This is a genomic window from Arthrobacter zhaoxinii (genome assembly GCF_025244925.1).
Classification (GTDB): Bacteria; Actinomycetota; Actinomycetes; order Actinomycetales; family Micrococcaceae; genus Arthrobacter_B; species Arthrobacter_B zhaoxinii.
Window position 1 is genome coordinate 259,748 of sequence record NZ_CP104275.1, and the last position, 17,453, is coordinate 277,200.

Consider the following 17,453-nt stretch of genomic DNA (forward strand, 5'->3'; position numbering starts at 1 on the left):
TTAACCCTCCTTGAAAAATGGTGATTGTGCGGGCGCGTTGAGCAGCGCTAGGCGATCGTCATTAAGCGCGAGAAGTGAGATCGAGGCACCCGCCATTTCGAGGCTTGTGGCGTACTCTCCCACATAGTTCTTCTCAACGGTTATGCCCTTCTCTGTTAGGGCCTGGTGTACCCGACGGAAGAGGACATACAACTCCTCGAGCGGGGTCGCGCCCATACCGTTTACCAGCACGGCAACGCGGCCGCCCGATGTGAGACTCAGATCGGCGACGAGCCGATCGGTGAGCGTCTTTGCGATGTTGTCTGCTGTTTCCAGTTCGCCCCGGTGGAATCCCGGCTCGCCGTGAATGCCGATACCGACCTCCATCTCGTCCTCACTGAGGTCGAAACTCGGCTTTCCGGTGGTGGGCAGGATAGTGGGGCGCAGACCGACTCCCATCGTGGCGGTGTGATCGATGATGTCTTCTGCGACGGCGGCGACCTGGTCGAGCGAGTCACCGCGTTCCGCTGCGGCACCTGCCGCCTTAAACGCGAACATTATCCCCGCGACACCTCGGCGATCGGCCGCCCTCTCTTTGGGCTGACTGGCAACGTCATCTCGTCCCAGGACCGTTCTCGTTTTGATGCCCTCAAGCTCAGCCATGTCGGTCGCGAGGTCGAAATTGAACACATCACCGCCGTAGTTCCCGTACAAATAGAGCACGCCCGCACTGCCGTCGACTGCCTTGGTCGCTTCGAGCACCTGGCTTGATGATGGGGACGAGAACACGTTGCCGATAGCGACGCCGTCGAGCAGACCGTGGCCGACGTAACCCTTGAAAAGGGGAAGATGGCCAGAACCGCCACCTGTAACGATGCCGACCTTTCCTGCCACGGGAGCGTCTGCACGCACCATTACACGCAGGTCATCCCCTGGGGTCTTCAGGAGGTCGGGGTGAGCGAGGAGGATTCCCTCCACAAACTCATCGACGAACGCGGCGGGCTCATTGATGATCTTTTTCATGACTTTCACGCTTCCTTTTTTAGAGCAGGGTCAGATAGGGGAGGATCGGTCGGCGCGGCATCCGTTCGCCGAGGCTCGCGTTTTGTTCGGAGTCTGCGTGAGGTGGCAACCGAGTCGAATACCATCACGGCGATAAGGATCACGCCCTGAGCGATCGAGTATTCGTACGAAGACAACCGGATGGCGGTGAATCCACTCGACACCACCTGGAGGGTGAGTGTGGCAAGCACCACGCCCAGCACGGAAGCAAATCCGCCGGTGGGATTGGTGCCTCCAAGGATCGCGATTACGATCACCAGCAGAACGTATGACGATCCGTAGTCGGCAGAGGCCGTCCCGCTACGAGAAATGAACAGCGCCCCGGCTATCCCTGCCAGCAGGCCCGAGACGATATAGGTCTTCTGGAGCACTTGTCTGCGTGGAATTGCCGAATACTGCGCCGCAATGGAGTTTGTGCCCTCCAACTCGAGCATCCGACCAAACGCGGTGCGGTTGACGAGTATTGCGACAAGAATGGCGACAGCAACGAAGAAGATGAAGAGCACGGGGACGTTGGCGACTGCAGCCTGCCCGAGGGAACCGAGTAGCTCGGGGGCCCCGTAAAGCGTCGAACCCCCGGTCCAGACGATGGCAAGTCCGTTGTAGATCTGCATGGTGGCCAGTGTGGCAAGAATCGGTGTGATGCCGACCATGCTCACCAGGAAACCGTTGAGAACACCTCCCAGCACCCCCACGACGATGCCGGCGAGCACAATCGGTACAGCCAAGCTGCTTGCCAGGGACGGATCGCTCTCCGCAACCGCCGTATGCAGGGTCGATATGGTGATCGCTGACAAGTTTGCGACCGCTACCACCGACAGGTCGATACCGCCGGTCAGCAAAACAACCATGACTGCAATAGCGAGAATTCCAATCTCGGGCGCGGCCACGGCGATGTTCTGCAGGTTAATCGGCTTAAGAAACACGCTCGGGTTCAGGAGGGTGAAGAGGGCGAATGCCGTAACGAGTGCAATCACCATCAGACCGGCGCCGCGCTCTGCTCCGGATCCGCGGGCGAAACGCCGCGTTAGAGTGCCAAGCTGATCATTCAGCTGGCGGAGTGAACCCGCATCAGCGCGGGTATCTAATGCGTGAAACCTCGTGTCGCGGCTCATGCGATCACCTTCTTTTGCGTGGTTTCGACGTCATCGACGACGTGAATTCGGCGGGATTTGCGACGAGCCGTTATCGCTTGAATTCCGACCCCTAGCACCAGGAGCACACCCACGGAAGTGCGCAACCATGCGCTGGGGACGCCTACGAGAAGGAGGCTGTTTTTGATTACCTGAATGAGAACAACACCGAGGACGGTGCCAATGACCGAGCCGCGACCGCCGAAGATCGATGCCCCTCCAAGTACAACCGCTGCGATAATGTCGAGCTCTCCTCCAACCAGATCGCGGGGATTGGCGCTGCGACTCAGCACGATGTGACAGACACCGGCGATAGCTGCGAGAGCACCGACCGCGACGTAGACCCAGATCTGGGTCTGCTTGACACGGAACCCTGCACGCCGCGCCGCCTCGGTGTCACCACCGATTGCGTAGAGGGAGCGTCCGAACATAGTTCGCTTCAGTGTCCACGCGACGAACACGCAGAGCAGAAGCACGGGGATCACCAGGACATGCAGATATGCGCGGCCGTCGCTCGTTGAGACATCTACCAGATTGCTCGTGGCAAGAGCGGCCATCGACCCTGGCAGATCTGCAAAATAGGTTGCCCCGACGTAGGTGTACATGGCGCCGAAGAAGATGCCTTGCGTGCCTAGCGTGACAATCAAGGTCGGCAAGCTGAACCGCGCGATAACGATGCCGTTGATGAGGCCGAGAAGTGCTCCGACGAAGACAGCTATGAAGACGATGCCAAGCAACCCGGGGTCAAACCCCGTTGCCAGGCAGAAGGTAACCGTCGAGTACCCGGCAAAGATTGCAATCGCGGCGAAGGAGACGTCGATACCACCGGTGATAATTACAATCAGCACGCCGAGGGCGAAGACTATGGGCACGATTGCGCTGCGCAGGATGGAGAAGGCGGTGTTAAGGCTGAAGAAAGTAGGGTTGGCGATCGACATGGCGACCACCAGTCCGAGCAGAACAAGGGCAAGAACACCTTCATTGTTGGTGCCTCGGAGTCGGCGAAGCTGATCCATCAGTCCGACATCCTCTCTTGGATTGTTTCCACAGTGATCTGATTTCCCTCGAGTGTGTGGGTCAACCGCCCCTGTTTGATAACGAGGACCCGGTGGCAGGAGGCCACGAGCTCCGGGGCGTCGTCGGAGATGACAATAATTGACATTCCCTTTTCGGCTTCGGTGCGGAGTAGATGGAGAATCTCCTCCTTTGAGCCGATGTCGACACCTACGGTTGGGCCATTGAGCATCAGCACAACTGGCGAGGTCGCGAGCCACTTCGCCAAAACCACGCGTTGTGCGTTTCCACCGGAGAGAGTGCGTACCGGTGCGTCGGCATTCGGGGCGCTGATCTTAAGTCCTGTGAAGTATTTGCTGATCGTCGAAGCAATTCGCGGCCGGCTGAGAATGCCCCATCGGGAGCGGTGCGCTGGAAGAGAGCCAGCGATGATGTTGTCAGCGACCGACTTCTCTAGGAAAAGTCCCTGCGTGAGACGATCCTCTGGCACGTAGCCGATGCCCGCTGCCACCGCGTCCTTGATGGAGCGGATTTGAACCCTCTTGCCCGCGACGCTTACCTCGCCCTCTTCGGCCGGGGTGACTCCGAAGAGCGATTCGGCAATTTCTGTGCGCCCGGAACCAAGGAGACCAGTCACCCCGAGGATTTCACCACGACGGAGGCTGAACGATATGTGGCGGTAGGCGCCTGGCAGGGACAGGTTCTTCACCTCAAGGGCAAGCGGCGCGGTTGGGTCGAGGTCACCTATGAGCCGTGACCCATCGACCTCGCGCCCGGTCATGTGTCGCGAAATAGATCGTTGGTCAAATTCGGATGTGAGCCCACTCACCACTCTGCGTCCTGACCGCATGATGGTCAGGCGCTGAGAGATTGCGAGAACCTCCTCCAGCTTGTGAGACACAAACATTAGGGCAACACCCCGGGCTCTCAGCCGATTGACGAGGGCGAAGAGTCGCGCGACCTCGCTATGGGTGAGTGCCGTGGTCGGCTCGTCCATGATTATCGCCCGAGCGTCGTTTACCAATGCCCGGCAAATGGCTGTGAGCTGCTTATCGGCGACCGACAGCTCGCTCACCTCCGCGTTTAGATCGAGATCGAGATCCAACTCGCGTAAAATTTCATCCGCCTTCGGGCGCACAGCGGCGGGCGAATATAGACGACGCTTCCCCGCAACCTCCGCCGTCAGCACTATGTTCTCTGCGACCGTCAGGTTGGGAAAGAGTGAGAAATCCTGATAGATGACTTGGACGCCGCCGCGGATGGCAGCAATCGCGTCGACGTGGTCGTGGGCGACACCGTCGATGACGATCTCGCCGCTGTCGGGACGCTCGGCCCCGGAAATGATCTTGATTAACGTCGACTTGCCGCACCCATTTTCACCCGCTAGGCAGTGAACCTCGCCAGGGATCAGATCAATAGACACATCTATGAGGGCAGGAACGCCCCCAAACCTCTTAGAAATCCCACGTGCTGAGACAAAGGGTGCGGTCTCTACGCTTATTGGAATAGAACTCACAGAACTACCTTTCGTGGACGAGCGCCGGGACGCGCAGCTTCTGAGCGTCCCGGCTTCGCGCCCTGGAAGTTTAGAAGTCGTACTGAGCTGCGGTTTCCGCGTCAGCGGCGACTGAGGCCTCACCGACAAAAACATTGTCGAAGTTCTCTAGAGGCTTCAGAGAGTTATAGCCCTCGATTCCGAGGTCGGTGCCCTCCTCGATGGTTCCGCCGTCGGCAAGAATCTGCGCAATAGCGAGTTGGGCCTCACCCGCTAGAGCCGGATCCCAGAAGAAAATCTTGTCAATTGAGCCGTCGGCAAGATATTGGTTTGCAACCGAGGGAATGGAGGTCCCCATCACGCAAACCTCGTCTTCAAGCCCTGCTTCCTGAACCGCACGGGCGATTCCCGGGACGTCGTTCCCCGCAGAGCCTTGGAATCCCTTGATGGACGGGTACTTAGCCAGGACCTCTTTCGCCCGTTCGTAAGCCGTGCCCTGATCGTCAGTGCTCTCGATCGGCGTCTCAACACGCTTCATGTCCGGGAACTGTTCCAGCTGGTTGTCATACGCTGCGCTGACCCATTCCATATGCGTTTTGGCTGTGAGGCCCCCTACGAACTGCACGTACTCGCCGGTGCCGCCCATGCACTCTCCGAGATTGTCCATAATCTCGGAACCGTAGGACGCGTTGTCGAACGCCTCGATATCGATGTCGGCATTGGTGATACCGCTCGCTTCATGGGCGACAACTATGATCCCTTGGTCCCGGGCCTGCTTAAGCACGGACTCAAGAGCCTCAGGCGAATTAGGCACGACAGTGATGGCGGTCGGCTGCTGGGCGATAAGGTCTCGCACAATCTGGACCTGTTTCTCAGGGCTGACGTCGTCAGCACCTTCCTGACGGGCGTCAATGCCGGTGCGCTCGGCGAAGGCATCGACACCGACCGCCATACGTTGGAACCACGGGATGGTCTGTGCCTTAACGACGGTGACCATCGACATGTCTTCGGCGGCCTGCCCGCCAGCGGAGTCACCACTGGAGTCGTCGCCTACATCGCCTACGGACGAACAACCAGTCAGTGCGATGGTGGTCCCGAGCAGGAGCGCCGCGCTCCTTACAAAGTATTTGCGATTCATTTCGTTTACTCCTTTGTGAACGATGCAGGCTGAACGATGAAGAGCGACGCGTAGCGGTGCTGATGCGCTGGTCTGCGCTGAGGCTATCCACGTGGGAATGGTGAGTCAAGCATTATGCGCAACATTTTGCGCGTAGGTACGCACCTGTTTGTGAAAACGCGCATTTCTAATCGTTTGGCAGCTCAAACCTCCTGCTTTGGGGCACTGGTGAGCAGCAGCATCACTAGTGTCGTCTATCGGCGGAATTGAGCTGCTTCGAAAAACGGTAATGCGCACCAAGTTGCGCATTTTCGCGCACGACGAATTACGATAAGGGCGGCCACCGCTAGGGTGGTGGAAGGAAACTACCAAGGGGACCGCGTGTCACGTCAGGCAGAAATTATCGATGTCCTTCAGGGCCGAGGGTTCCAGACCGTTCATAGTCTGGCAGCTCAGTTCGGGGTGTCATCGTCTACCATCCGCCGGGACCTCGAGCGGCTGGAATCAATGGAACTCCTACAGCGGACACACGGCGGCGCGATTCCGATCAAGCAGCTTGAGACTCCCCACCAGTTCAAGGAGGAGCTACACCTCGCCGAGAAAGCCGCCATCGGTCGGGCGATGGCTGATCGAGTGCTGGAGGGCCAGACGGTTCTCCTGGATGGAGGAACTACGACACTCGAGGTAGCCAAACACCTCACCCAGCGAAGGCTGACTGTGGTTACCAACGACCTTCGTATCGGTCTTGAGGTTGCCCAGCGGCGTTCTGCTCACCTGGTATTCATAGGCGGCGACCTGCTGCCCAATGTCTACAAGATGTGGGGGCCGTCGTCGGTACTGCAACTCACTAACCTGCGCGTTGACGTTGCTATCTTCGGGGCGGATACCGTGAGCGACGATGGTATCTACCATTCCAACAGCTACGAGGTTGAGCTCAAGCGAGTCATGCTTTCGATCGCCCGCGAGGCATTTTTCGTCGCCGACAGTTCTAAATTTGGTCGAGAAGCACTCTTCAAAGTATTCGACGTTGCCGATTTCACCGCAGGGATCACCGACGACCTCCTGGACCCCATTCGCGCGTCGCACTTCCCGGTGCCAATCATCCAGGCCAGCTCATAACGAAGGGGTTGGCAGCTTCGCCGAGTCCCTAGAACAGCGGCCAGGGCACCGCCGGCATGTCGCCGCTCGGAGCCGGAAACACCCCAGCCGAGCGCAGCCGGGCACAGCGGGCGGCAAGCGACGCAATCTCCGAGGTGGCGGTGATGCCCGGCGGGGTCGTCGAACCCGCAGAGCAGCGAGTTCCGCCAGGGTTTCGTCGTCCAGCTCCACCGCGCGCAGGGTATGCGGCATGGACCCTGGTTGCGAGCCTGGTGAGGATGTCACGGATTTTGGTTTCGTCCTGCGGCAGGGCCTTGTCGTAGAGCTTCTTCCCGGCCCGGTTCAGGGCCACAGCGTTGTGGCCGGTCTTGCCGACGTCCAGGCCAAGACAAACCTCGATGCTCTCTTGCTCCAGAATCATAACTGCCCCCGGTTGCTCGTGTTGAGACTGACGTGTCGGCTGCTCAGGAGCGGCAGGAAGCTGCATCCACGTTACGAAGGACCCGTCCGTCGTCTATCAGCGATCAACCCGCCGCCCGGTGGCAACAAGGCTTGCGCAGGAGATCGCCGTCGACATCAGCACACCGGTCCAGATCAGTGCGGCGTTCCTACCCGACATGGTGACGGCGGGCAAAGGTTTTCTGATCAACGTCGCCAGCATCTCCGGGTATACCCCCACTCCGCGGATGGCCGTCTACAGAGCGGCCAAAGCGTTTGTGCTGAGTTTCACCGAGTCGCTCTGGGTCGAGACCCGGACCACGGGCGTCACCGTGTTCGCCCTGTCGCCCGGCGCCACCAGCACGGAGTTCAACGCCGTCGTCGGCACCGACCACGCGACCGCCAGAGCCCGGATGCGCACGCCCGACGATCGCCACCGCCCTCGCTCACCTGGCGCGGCGCAACCCGGGCCCGAGCACGATCGACGGCTCGTTGAACCGAGTCAGCGCGACCGCCGCCCGAATGATGAGCCAGCGCAGTATCGCTACGATGATGCATCGCCTGGCCGATCCCGCCCGCTGCAAAGACACTGACGTGGTGAGGTAGGACCGCGTCTCGCCGATGGCTCCGAGGGAATCCGCCGTACTCGGACGCTGAGCACGGCGCCTGCCGCCATGTTCCTGCTGCCCGCAGCCGGCGTTCCCTAAAGGCTCCGGGACTTGACTGCGATCACCGGGGCATTGGCCTCGAGCAGGATCTGCTGCGCCGAACTGCCGAGCAGAAACTTACCCACTTTGCTGCGGTGCCTAACCCCGATCACCACGGCTGAGGCGTCGACCTCTTCGGCGGCGTCGAGGAAATCCCCCACCGCATCGTGATCACGGGCATCCGGCGACCGGTAGGTGACAGGAACACCCTGAAGTTCGGTGCCTTCAGGGTCGAGCTGGGTGCCCTCCAGATTGAAAACCACCAGGTCTTCCTGACGGCGTCGTGCTTCTTCAATCGAGGCGGTAAGTGCAGCCTCGCCCTCGGGGGTGCTGGTGCGGGCAACGATGACGGTCATGAATACTCCGAGGTAGACGGGGGTGAAGAAGGAAGACGAGTTCACCTTGAGGGCGAATTTGTCCTTCAGGTTCTCCGCGCCGAGTAGAAAAAGCAAAACCCGTGCACTTTATTAAGGGCGGCGACCAGGCCGATCCCATCAATATGACGGAGATCACCTAGGGTTTTTAGGTGGTGTCGGTGCAACACTGAGTGCCGACCAGCTTTTATGTCTCTACCCCCCCCACTAAGGACAGTTGATTTCGTGAGTTCGTCACCAGATCGAGCCGGGTCCGGCACACGTCGCAAGCATCCGGTCTTTTTGGCCGCCTATAGCATCGTTGCTGTTGCCACGATTGGCTTGGCCACCTTCGTTTCCATCCAGTCCGCATCCGGTGGTTCGGACATTCGTGCAAATCTCACCCTGATTGCCCCTGCGGGTGCCGGTGGTGGCTGGGATATGTTCATGCGTGAGCAGCAGCAGGCCATGCGTGCCAACGGCTTGGTGAATAACACGCAGGTGGTGAATATCCCGGGGGCGGCCGGCACTATCGGTCTCGGCCAGCTCTCCACCATGTCCGGGCAGGCAAACAACCTGATGGTCACCGGCGCGGGGCTGGTCGCCGGCGTAGAGCAGTTGGACTCCGCCGTTACGCACGACGACGTGCGGGCCATCGCGCGGGTGGTGGAGGAGTACGACGTCGTCGTGGTTCCGGCCAGCTCCCCGTACAAGACCCTCGACGACCTGGTGCAGGCCTGGAAAGCCGACCCGGCGGCGATCGCGTGGACCGGCGGCGGCACCTTTGACCAATTGGTCATGACCGAACTCGCCCTCGCTGCCGGCGTGGATCCCTCCGACACAACGTACATTCCGAAATCCGGTGGAGGAGAGGCGGCCCAGGCACTCATCACGGATACCGCCAAAGCTGCCACGTCCGGTTACAAGGATGTGGAAGACCAGATTGACTCCGGGCGCCTGCGCGCGCTTGGGCTGGCTGCCCCGCAGCGGCTTGAGGGCGTCGATATTCCCACTTTGACCGAGCAGGGCTACGAGGTGGATCTGGCAAATTGGCGAGCCATACTGGCTCCTCCGGGAATCACGGATGAGGAATTCATAGAGCTTAGGACCCTGGTGGAGGAAACCATCGCGACCCCTGAGTGGCAGGACGCCGTGGAGCGCAACAAATGGGTCGATGTGTACCTCTCAGGAGACGAGTTCGATGAGTTCATGATCTCCGAGCAGCAGCGTATCGGCGAACTCGTGAAGGAGATCGGCTGATGAGCAATCCAGTGGCCCCGTCCGCCGGTATGGGGGAGCCGCAGCGGCTCGAAACAGCCGGCATGTCAGACGCGAAGCCTGCCGTCCGGACCTCATGGTGGGACGGCCGCAGCGGGCTGCTTCTATCTCTGCTCATGGTGCTCTTCAGCACCTATCTGCTGATCGGCATCCTGACGATGGACGTGGGGGAGGGCACGGACTTCCCCGGCCCGAAATTCTTCCCCGGCATCCTGATGGTCGCCGGATACGTCCTGGCCGTTCTGCTGGCGCTGCACTACCTGCGCTCGCCGGAACATCCCACCGAGACTTCCGCACGGACGTATCGAACCTTCACGGACTGGTCGGCAGTCCTCTGGTCGGCCGGAGGCTTCCTGCTGTTCGCCCTGACCCTGGAAACACTGGGCTGGATTATCGGCGCCGCCGTGCTGTTCTGGTTCGTCGCCAAGGGCTTCGGCAGCCGCCGCCCGCTGTTCGACGTCTCTTTCGCCCTGCTGATCAGCAGCGCAATCTACCTGGCATTCTCGGTCGGCCTGGGACTGAACCTCCCCTCCGGCATTCTTGGAGGCGGTTTCTGACATGGATTCACTCAACCTCTTGGCGGAAGGCTTCTCTTCCGCCCTGACCCCAATGAACCTGCTGTGGGTACTTGTCGGCTGCCTGCTGGGCACCGCCGTCGGTGTCCTGCCGGGACTGGGCTCTTCGATGGCAGTGGCCTTGCTGCTGCCCATCACTTTTGCCCTCGATCCTACTGCCGCGTTCATCATGTTCGCCGGCGTGTACTTCGGCGGCATGTTCGGCGACTCCACCATGGCCATCCTCATGAACACTCCGGGGCAGGCTTCGGCCATCGCGTCCACGTTCGAGGGGCACAAAATGGCCAAGGACGGGAGGGCCCCCCAAGCGCTGGCCACCGCGGCCATCGGCGCGTTCATCGGCGGCATGGTCGCATCTGTCCTTGTCGTCTTCCTTGCCCCGGCCCTGGCGGATTTCTCAGCGAACTTCGGCCCCGCCGAGTTCTTCGCGCTGGCTTTATTCGCTTTCGTCGCCACGTCATCCGTGGTGTCGGACTCAGTGGTAAAGGGCCTCGCGGCGCTGGTGATCGGCCTGGGTATCGCCACGGTGGGCATCGACCCGTTCTCGGGTGCGGAACGCTTCAGCTTCGGTGCGCCCCAGATGTTCGACGGCATCTCCCTGATTACCGTGACCGTAGCCATCCTGGCTCTGGGCGAGGTATTCCATATCGCCTCCCGGATCCGCCGCGATCCGACCGGCCAGCAAATCAGCTCCGCCGGCCGCCCTTTCCTCTCCCGTGCCGAGCTCAAAGAGGCAGCCCCGGCCTGGGCCCGGGGCACCGCCATCGGACTGCCCTTCGGTGTTATCCCGGCCGGCGGGTCCGAGATTCCGACCTTCATCTCCTACGACGTGGAGCGGCGCATTGACCGGCGCCGCAAACAGCCGAAGTTCGGCAAGGGCGCCATCCGCGGCTTGGCCGCTCCGGAGGCCGCCGGCAACGCCACCACAGGCACCGCGATGGGAGCTTTGCTGGCGCTGGGCCTGCCGGTTTCGGCGACCGCCGCGATCATGCTCGCCGCGTTCCAGCAGTATGGGCTGCAGCCGGGACCGCTGCTCTTCGACCGATCGCCTGATTTGGTGTGGGCGCTGCTGGCAAGCTTCTTCATCGCGATGATCGTGCTGCTCATCGTCAACCTGCCCTTCGCCGGGCTGTGGGCCAAGCTGCTGCTGATCCCGGCCCCGTACCTGTACGCCGGGATTACCGTCTTCTGCGGTCTGGGCGTTTACGCCACCTCCGGGGCGGTGTTCGATCTGCTGATGCTGCTCGGGCTCGGCCTGGTCGGCTTCCTCATGCGTCGTCACGGGATGCCCCTGGCCCCCTTGATGATCGGTGTTGTGCTGGGCCCGTTGGCGGAAACGAGCATGCGCGATGCCCTGCTCTCATCCAACGGTGACTACTCCGTGTTTGTGACCGGGCCCATCCCGCTGGTCCTCTACGCCCTGCTCCTCATAGTGCTGGCGGTGACCTTGCGGTCCAAGATCGTGAACAGGACCCGGCAGGACGTGTAGTTCCCGCCTGTTTCAGAGCAACCTGTGAGGGGCCTTGCCAACCGGCGGGGCCCCTCACGGGTTTGCGCAACGGAATGTTAGAACAGCGGCCAAGGCACCGCAGGCATGTCGCCGCTCGGAGCCGGAAACAGCCCGGCCGAGCGCAGCCGGGCGCAGCGAGCAGCCAGCGCCGCAACTTCCTCAGCAGTGAGCAGCTTCGCCAGCTGCGAGCCCAGTTCACCGTCCAGCCCCGCGAGAACCCGGTCAACACCCTCAAATTCTTCGGCGCTCAGCTCATCGCCGATCCAGCCCCACAGCACTGTCCGCAGCTTGTGGTCGCTGTGGAAGGTAAGCCCGTGGTCCACGCCGTACCGGTGGCCGTCGGCCATGGCCAGGATGTGGTCGCCCTTGCGGTCGGCATTGTTCACCAGGACATCGAACACCGCCATCCGCCGCAGCGCCGGAGTGTCCTCATGGATGAGGGAGACGATCCGTCCGTTTTCGTCCTGACCCTGGAGGATCTCTTTCCACCCGGTGTCCGGCACGTCGTCCGCCGGCACCAGGTCGACCGCAGTCTGCTCAGGGTCGGTCTCCTGCCAGAGCTGGACCATGCCTTCACCGAAGCGGCCGTCGCGCAGCCAGGTGCGCGGCACGATGTTCCAGCCCAGCACCTCCGACACCAGGTAGGCGGCCACCTCCCGGTGCGCGAGGCACCCGTCGGGAAAGTCCCACAGCGGTTTCTCGCCGGCAATCGGTTTGTAGACGACGGCGGCGTCGCCGATGCTGCCCAGGAAGGTGGCGTTGGACGCCGTCGTGAGCCGGCCGGTGAGCGTCAGCTCCGCGGTCACCAGGTCGGGCGCGGGCATCAGGCCTCGGGGAAGGTGCAGGTGTGCCCGTCGGCGTCGATCGGCTGACCGCAGATCACGCAGATCGGACGCCCGGCGCCCACCACTTCCCGCGTGCGCTTCGCGAAGGCCCGGGCGGTACCGACCGGCATCCGCACCCGCAGCACCTCTTCGGCGTCGTCGGTCTCGTCGTCGTCATCCTCGAGGAAGCCGTCGTCGTCCTCATCCACCTCTTCGAGGGGGTAGGCCTCGATGACGACCTGCGCCGTCGTCGGATCCCAGCCCAGGCTCATCACGCCGGCGCGGAACTGTTCCTGAACGGCCTCGAGATCGTCATTGTCCACGAGCTCGAGGGGAGTGCTCGCGGGAACGTGGAAGGGGTTGCCGTCGACGGTCATGAGCTGGTCGAGGATCTCGTCGATCTTCTCGGCGAGCTGCGCCGACTGCAGCTTCTCCAGGGCAATACTGACAATCTGCTTCCCGGCGCGCACCTGCAGGTAGAACGTGCGCTGGCCCGGAACGCCGACAGTGCCGACGACGACGCGGTCCGGCCAGTCGAAATCGTGAACGGTTGTAGGCATAGAACTACTCTAGGCTCATCGGGCCGGCGGTGCCGCGTGACCTGCACCACCGCCGACCGGTGCGTCGTCCGCTGTCGGCCTGGCCGACAGCCAGGACAGGTCCCCGGCGTCGGTGTTGGTCGCCATGACCGTGGGACGTCCCGTGCCGTAGTGCACGATCGACACGGAGGCCGGGCCCACATTGATGCGCTGGAACATATCAAGGTGCATGCCGAGCGCGTCGGCAAGGACCGACTTGATGATGTCACCGTGGCTCACCGCCACCCACACGGCTCCCGGCCCGTGCTCGGCCTCGAAGGCTGCGTCGTGGCGCCGGATCGCCGCTACCGAGCGGGCCTGCATCGCGGCCATGGACTCGCCGCCGGGAAAGGTGACGGCGGACGGCTGCGACTGCACCGTGGCCCACAGCTTCTCCTTCGCGAGCTCCTCGAGCGTGCGGCCCTGCCAGGAGCCGTAGTCGCACTCGGTGAGGTCGACGTCGACCGGGGCATGCGGGGTGCCGGTCTGGCGGTCGAGGATGAACTGCGCGGTCTGCCGGCAGCGATCCAGGGGACTGGATACCACTCCGGCGAGGGGCACGACGGCGAGCCGGGCGCCGGTCGCGGACGCCTGGTCGCGGCCCACCTGGTCGAGTTCGACGCCGGGGGTCCGGCCGGCCAGCACTCCGGTGGCGTTCGCTGTGGTGCGGCCGTGCCGCACGAGGATTACTGTTGCCATCCCCCCAGAGTAGTCATGTGGGCGACGATGGGGTGCAGGATCAGTGGCGACCTGCATGCCCTCGCGGGGCCGAGCAGCAGGACAAAGGCCCCGCAGGCAGAACACAATGACATGAGCCATGTGCCCCCAAACGGCAAAGGCCCCACTTCACTGCTTATTGACAGAGAAATGGGGCCTTCCTGGGATTGGAAGCGAGCCAATCGTTGATGCTGAGTCCTTAGGGCTGGTTGTACCGCGTCCGCACGAAGAACAGGCCTACCAGGGAAATCACGGCGATGGCCATGTAGTACAAACCCGGTGCACTCAGCGACCCGGTGACATTCAACAGCCAGGTCAGCACCAGCGGCGCGATACCACCCAGCAGCGTCACCCCAACGTTGTAGGTGATGGCCAGCCCGGTTCCTCGAATCGCTGCCGGGAACAGCGCGGAGAGCAAAGCAGGAAGCGGTCCAAAGTAGAACGCCATAATCACGCCAAGTAAGCCGATGACGATCACAAGCGTAGGAACCGTTGGCGTGGTGACCATGAGTTGGAACAGCGGCCAAGCAAGGAGCAGGGCACCGATTGCCGCAAAGGTCATCACCTTTGCGGGCCCCACACGGTCCGCTAGGTGGCCAACAAACGGCACGCCCACGAGGGTGACAAGACCGGCGACCACGCCGCCAAGGAACGCCGCGGTTGCGGGGATTCCCAAGTTCGTCACGGCAAACGTCGGCATGTAGAGAATCATGTAAACGGAGATGGTTGCAACACCAATGGCAGCCGAACCGGCAAGGAGGCGCCCATAATGATTCACGATCAACGTCTTGACCGGAGAGGACACCTTTTCGCTTTGAATGAAATCCTCGGTTTCAGAGAGCCTGGCGCGTATGTAGAGTCCCACCGGGCCAATGAGCAGGCCGACGAAGAACGGCACACGCCAGCCCCAGCTATTCAGCGCCTCTTCGGAGAGCCCTTCGGTCAGCGCGTAGCCAAAGGCTGAGGCCATCAGCATTGCGGCGCCTTGGCTTGCCACCTGCCAGGAGGAATAAAACGCTTTCTTATGTGGTGCCGTCTCAATCAGGAATGCAGTGGCAGTGCCAAATTCGCCACCCGCGGAGAAGCCCTGGATGAGGCGTGAGAGCAGGATAATGACCCCGCCCCACATGCCAACCATTGCGTAGGTGGGTGCCAGTGCCATGATCAGCGTGCCGACCATCATCAGCATCAGGGTCAGTGTCAGGGCATTCTTGCGTCCCTTGCGGTCCGCGTAACTACCCAGCACCATGCCGCCCAGCGGGCGGACGAGGTAGGAAATCGCAAAAGTGGCAAAGGTTAGGATCAGTGCGAATACCGGGTCCGAATCCGGGTAGAAGTTCTTGGCGATGACGGTTGCGAAGGTTGCGTAGACGATGATGTCGAACCACTCAAGGGCGGCACCAATCGAACTACTAATCACCGCCTTCTTAGCGTCCTGAAATTGCTTCGGGGTTATCGTCGGTGGTGCGCTCATGAGGTGCTCCTGGTGGGCGTAAAGGTTGGCAGACTAGGCGGTGAGTGCTTCCACAAGGTTGTCGATGAATGATTCGCACGCGGCAATCTGCTCCAGAGGGATGAATTCATCAGGTGCATGCGCCTGTGCAATGTCGCCGGGGCCGCAGACAACCGTGGGAATGCCGGCGTTGAAGAACAATCCCGCCTCGGTGCCGTAGGTTGCCTTATCCGGGCTTGGCGTTCCACCAAGATCGGCCGCCAAGGAGACTATCGAAGCCTCGGCGGGAGTATCGAGCCCGGGAGTCTGGGCCAGCACTGTGAAGTCGACGCGTGCTTCGGGGCTCTGGGCCTTCATGATCGCTTCAATGCGTAGTGCTTCGGCACGGAAGATTTCAATGAGCGCTACCGGGTCATCGGCGCCGATGGAGCGGAATTCAAAGTGCAGTGTGCATAATGCCGGGATGGTGTTTACCGCGATACCGCCCTGAATTTGGTTTACCGTGGTGGTGGTGTAAGGGACGATGAAGGCTTCATCAGAGGCGCCGGCACTGGCGAATTTCCTGGCCTCGGCATCAACAAATGCCGCAAAGTCGGCAGCCGCGGAAATCGCGTTGACTCCCAAAGTGGTCAGTGAGGAATGTGCTGCAACACCGTGAAAATCTACCCTGATGACGTTGACCGATTTGTGCCCCCGCACCACGCGCATGGATGTGGGCTCGCCTACGATGGCGCCGCGCGGCTTCAGGCCTTCGGCGGTGATAGCCGCTACCAAGTCAACCGCTCCAATGCAGCCAACTTCCTCATCGTAGGAGAAGGCCAGGTGGATGGGTTCACTGAGTTTGGCCGCGACCATTGAGTCGAGTTTGGCCATCACCACGCCAATGAAGGATTTCATGTCACAGGCGCCCCGGGCATAAAGCTTGCCGTCGCGTATCTGAGGGGTGAACGGATCGGAGCTCCAGTCCTGTCCGTCGACCGGAACAACATCGGTGTGCCCGGAGAGCACAATGCCGCCGGTCCGCGTGCCATCGCCTGCGGGAATGGTTGCCAGCAGATTTGCCTTCTGCCCGGTTGCATCGTGGATGAGCTTTGATTCGATGCCTAGAGCATTGAGGCGTTCACCCACGTAGTCGATCAGAGGGAGATTGCTGTCGCGGCTGACTGTTTCAAAATTAATCAGTTTGGTGATTTCTTCAAGCGTTGCATCGCTCGGTGTAGGTGGCATGTTTTACTCCTGGTGTTCATCAAGGCAGCCGCTCAGATTTCCGCATTTTCAGCGAACGGCTAGCCGAGAGTCTGTCAGTACGGCCCATCCTTGTCACACTGTTCCGAATTCATGACGTCATACTGTCCTTGAACACCACGGACTTTTTCATATACTGCACACCAGCTCGGACGTTGAGGTTTGTGGGTCGACAGATCGAGATTCCCACGAAGGATAAGCAACGAATAGAAGTCGCCGACTGGCTCGATGAGCAATTCATCCATGTCGCAGACCCAGTGTTTTGATTGAGGCAACGCGAGCTGCTCCCACCTTGCCCCAAGGCGGGGCGGGGTCGTTCCAAGATGTCGGCACCGCGGATCGCCGCACGAGGTCAGTCGGCTGCGTAGCGTTCTTGTGCGTGGGCTCAATGAGGAACAATGACCGCAGTTCCCACCAGGAGGCAGAGGTTGTGAAAAGTTTCTATATCGCGTCGAGCTTCAGCAATATCGTCAACGTGCGGTATGTCGCGCAGACCTTGGAATACAAGGGCTACATCAACACGTACGACTGGACGCAGAACGCATTGGCGCGCGACGCGAATCCAGTCACTCTCGCTGACCTGCGTTCCATCGGGCAGCAGGAAAAAGATGCAGTACTAAGTGCCGACGTCGTCGTTATCCTGCTTCCCGGCGGGAAGAGTACGCATGTTGAGCTTGGTATAGCGATCGCTCAAGGTAAGAGGACGATCCTGTATTCGCCGAATGACGTCATCAACAACCCTGAGACCGCCAGCACGTTTTACCACCTACCGGAGTTGGAGAAGTGCTACGGACCTCCCGACGATCTCCTCGATATGATCATCGGCGCAGAAGTGACCGATGCCGCCGTCTGACTCAATTCGTACCGCACCGGACCA

General features: G+C 61.1%; 17 protein-coding genes and 2 pseudogenes. 6 read left to right on the forward strand and 13 right to left on the reverse strand.

Translation table 11 applies throughout. The annotated features are described in order from the left end of the window. From N2K95_RS01285 to N2K95_RS01305, 5 genes are all read right to left on the reverse strand, one after another. A complete protein-coding gene (locus N2K95_RS01285; RefSeq protein WP_260652571.1) occupies nucleotides 1-1,002 on the reverse strand; it encodes a dihydroxyacetone kinase subunit DhaK in 1,002 nt (333 codons plus the stop codon). Between the two features lie 5 nt (nucleotides 1,003-1,007). After that, nucleotides 1,008-2,156 (reverse strand): ABC transporter permease, encoded by a 1,149-nt coding sequence (locus N2K95_RS01290; protein WP_260652572.1) that lies wholly within the window; start codon nucleotides 2,154-2,156, stop codon nucleotides 1,008-1,010. After that, entirely contained in the window at nucleotides 2,153-3,190 is a 1,038-nt protein-coding gene (locus N2K95_RS01295) for an ABC transporter permease (RefSeq protein WP_260652573.1), read from the reverse strand. The genes N2K95_RS01290 and N2K95_RS01295 overlap by 4 nt, the downstream gene beginning before the upstream one ends. Continuing rightward, nucleotides 3,190-4,704 (reverse strand): sugar ABC transporter ATP-binding protein, encoded by a 1,515-nt coding sequence (locus tag N2K95_RS01300; protein ID WP_260652574.1) that lies wholly within the window; start codon nucleotides 4,702-4,704, stop codon nucleotides 3,190-3,192. The genes N2K95_RS01295 and N2K95_RS01300 overlap by 1 nt, the downstream gene beginning before the upstream one ends. Nucleotides 4,705-4,774: 70 nt before the next feature. Continuing rightward, complete coding sequence (locus tag N2K95_RS01305) at nucleotides 4,775-5,821, reverse strand: autoinducer 2 ABC transporter substrate-binding protein (protein WP_260652575.1); 1,047 nt, start codon at nucleotides 5,819-5,821, stop codon at nucleotides 4,775-4,777. A 360-nt stretch (nucleotides 5,822-6,181) separates the two neighbouring features. Here N2K95_RS01305 and N2K95_RS01310 point away from each other — a divergent pair, with 360 nt between their 5' ends. After that, nucleotides 6,182-6,919 (forward strand): DeoR/GlpR family DNA-binding transcription regulator, encoded by a 738-nt coding sequence (locus tag N2K95_RS01310; RefSeq protein WP_260652576.1) that lies wholly within the window; start codon nucleotides 6,182-6,184, stop codon nucleotides 6,917-6,919. 28 nt (nucleotides 6,920-6,947) lie between these two features. Here N2K95_RS01310 and N2K95_RS01315 read toward each other — a convergent pair. Together N2K95_RS01315 and N2K95_RS01320 are read right to left on the reverse strand one after the other, a co-directional pair. Then, nucleotides 6,948-7,049, reverse strand: a pseudogene (locus N2K95_RS01315) (SCO1664 family protein); the annotation flags it as partial. Nucleotides 7,050-7,163: 114 nt separating this feature from the next. After that, nucleotides 7,164-7,319, reverse strand: a pseudogene (locus N2K95_RS01320) (IS110 family transposase); the annotation flags it as partial. 118 nt (nucleotides 7,320-7,437) lie between these two features. Here N2K95_RS01320 and N2K95_RS01325 point away from each other — a divergent pair. After that, nucleotides 7,438-7,929 (forward strand): SDR family NAD(P)-dependent oxidoreductase, encoded by a 492-nt coding sequence (locus N2K95_RS01325; protein WP_260652577.1) that lies wholly within the window; start codon nucleotides 7,438-7,440, stop codon nucleotides 7,927-7,929. 110 nt (nucleotides 7,930-8,039) lie between these two features. On the opposite strand, the gene N2K95_RS01330 is transcribed toward N2K95_RS01325, so the two are convergent. After that, the gene (locus tag N2K95_RS01330; RefSeq protein WP_313771164.1) at nucleotides 8,040-8,495 is read right to left on the reverse strand and encodes a universal stress protein; all 456 of its coding nucleotides are present in this window, start codon (nucleotides 8,493-8,495) and stop codon (nucleotides 8,040-8,042) included. 348 nt (nucleotides 8,496-8,843) lie between these two features. On the opposite strand from N2K95_RS01330, the gene N2K95_RS01335 reads away from it, so the two are divergent. Genes N2K95_RS01335 through N2K95_RS01345 form a run of 3 tightly spaced genes read left to right on the forward strand, consistent with a single transcriptional unit; the run spans nucleotide 8,844 to nucleotide 11,738 of the window. Further along, a complete protein-coding gene (locus N2K95_RS01335; protein WP_313771165.1) occupies nucleotides 8,844-9,656 on the forward strand; it encodes a tripartite tricarboxylate transporter substrate binding protein in 813 nt (270 codons plus the stop codon). Continuing rightward, complete coding sequence (locus N2K95_RS01340; protein ID WP_260652579.1) at nucleotides 9,656-10,231, forward strand: tripartite tricarboxylate transporter TctB family protein; 576 nt, start codon at nucleotides 9,656-9,658, stop codon at nucleotides 10,229-10,231. The genes N2K95_RS01335 and N2K95_RS01340 overlap by 1 nt, the downstream gene beginning before the upstream one ends. A 1-nt stretch (nucleotide 10,232) precedes the next feature. After that, entirely contained in the window at nucleotides 10,233-11,738 is a 1,506-nt protein-coding gene (locus tag N2K95_RS01345) for a tripartite tricarboxylate transporter permease (protein WP_255798698.1), read from the forward strand. A 77-nt stretch (nucleotides 11,739-11,815) separates the two neighbouring features. Here the strand turns inward: N2K95_RS01345 and N2K95_RS01350 are convergent, their stop codons facing one another. The 5 genes from N2K95_RS01350 to argE all read right to left on the reverse strand — a co-directional run bounded on the left by N2K95_RS01350 (nucleotide 11,816) and on the right by argE (nucleotide 16,558). After that, nucleotides 11,816-12,583, reverse strand: a complete 768-nt coding sequence (locus tag N2K95_RS01350) for an SCO1664 family protein (protein WP_260652580.1) — start codon at nucleotides 12,581-12,583, stop codon at nucleotides 11,816-11,818. After that, complete coding sequence (locus N2K95_RS01355; protein WP_260652581.1) at nucleotides 12,583-13,143, reverse strand: DUF3090 family protein; 561 nt, start codon at nucleotides 13,141-13,143, stop codon at nucleotides 12,583-12,585. The genes N2K95_RS01350 and N2K95_RS01355 overlap by 1 nt, the downstream gene beginning before the upstream one ends. Before the next feature lie 15 nt (nucleotides 13,144-13,158). Beyond that, nucleotides 13,159-13,860, reverse strand: a complete 702-nt coding sequence (locus N2K95_RS01360; RefSeq protein ID WP_260652583.1) for a histidine phosphatase family protein — start codon at nucleotides 13,858-13,860, stop codon at nucleotides 13,159-13,161. Between the two features lie 217 nt (nucleotides 13,861-14,077). Next, nucleotides 14,078-15,352 (reverse strand): MFS transporter, encoded by a 1,275-nt coding sequence (locus N2K95_RS01365; protein WP_260652584.1) that lies wholly within the window; start codon nucleotides 15,350-15,352, stop codon nucleotides 14,078-14,080. Between the two features lie 33 nt (nucleotides 15,353-15,385). Continuing rightward, the gene (argE, locus tag N2K95_RS01370) at nucleotides 15,386-16,558 is read right to left on the reverse strand and encodes an acetylornithine deacetylase (protein ID WP_260652585.1); all 1,173 of its coding nucleotides are present in this window, start codon (nucleotides 16,556-16,558) and stop codon (nucleotides 15,386-15,388) included. Between the two features lie 448 nt (nucleotides 16,559-17,006). On the opposite strand from argE, the gene N2K95_RS01375 reads away from it, so the two are divergent. Then, a complete protein-coding gene (locus tag N2K95_RS01375; RefSeq protein WP_260652586.1) occupies nucleotides 17,007-17,429 on the forward strand; it encodes a nucleoside 2-deoxyribosyltransferase in 423 nt (140 codons plus the stop codon). The last annotated feature ends 24 nt before the right edge of the window (nucleotides 17,430-17,453 follow it).

Bases quoted from the DNA above. Each gene is read 5' to 3' on its own strand.
- N2K95_RS01305 (WP_260652575.1), bottom strand. From the start codon at position 5,821: ATGAATCGCAAATACTTTGTAAGGAGCGCGGCGCTCCTGCTCGGGACC.
- N2K95_RS01345 (WP_255798698.1), top strand. From the start codon at position 10,233: ATGGATTCACTCAACCTCTTGGCGGAAGGCTTCTCTTCCGCCCTGACC.
- N2K95_RS01335 (WP_313771165.1), top strand. From the start codon at position 8,844: ATGCGTGAGCAGCAGCAGGCCATGCGTGCCAACGGCTTGGTGAATAAC.
- N2K95_RS01350 (WP_260652580.1), bottom strand. From the start codon at position 12,583: ATGCCCGCGCCCGACCTGGTGACCGCGGAGCTGACGCTCACCGGCCGG.
- N2K95_RS01340 (WP_260652579.1), top strand. From the start codon at position 9,656: ATGAGCAATCCAGTGGCCCCGTCCGCCGGTATGGGGGAGCCGCAGCGG.
- N2K95_RS01355 (WP_260652581.1), bottom strand. From the start codon at position 13,143: ATGCCTACAACCGTTCACGATTTCGACTGGCCGGACCGCGTCGTCGTC.
- N2K95_RS01285 (WP_260652571.1), bottom strand. From the start codon at position 1,002: ATGAAAAAGATCATCAATGAGCCCGCCGCGTTCGTCGATGAGTTTGTG.
- N2K95_RS01295 (WP_260652573.1), bottom strand. From the start codon at position 3,190: ATGGATCAGCTTCGCCGACTCCGAGGCACCAACAATGAAGGTGTTCTT.
- N2K95_RS01290 (WP_260652572.1), bottom strand. From the start codon at position 2,156: ATGAGCCGCGACACGAGGTTTCACGCATTAGATACCCGCGCTGATGCG.
- argE (WP_260652585.1), bottom strand. From the start codon at position 16,558: ATGCCACCTACACCGAGCGATGCAACGCTTGAAGAAATCACCAAACTG.
- N2K95_RS01365 (WP_260652584.1), bottom strand. From the start codon at position 15,352: ATGAGCGCACCACCGACGATAACCCCGAAGCAATTTCAGGACGCTAAG.
- N2K95_RS01360 (WP_260652583.1), bottom strand. From the start codon at position 13,860: ATGGCAACAGTAATCCTCGTGCGGCACGGCCGCACCACAGCGAACGCC.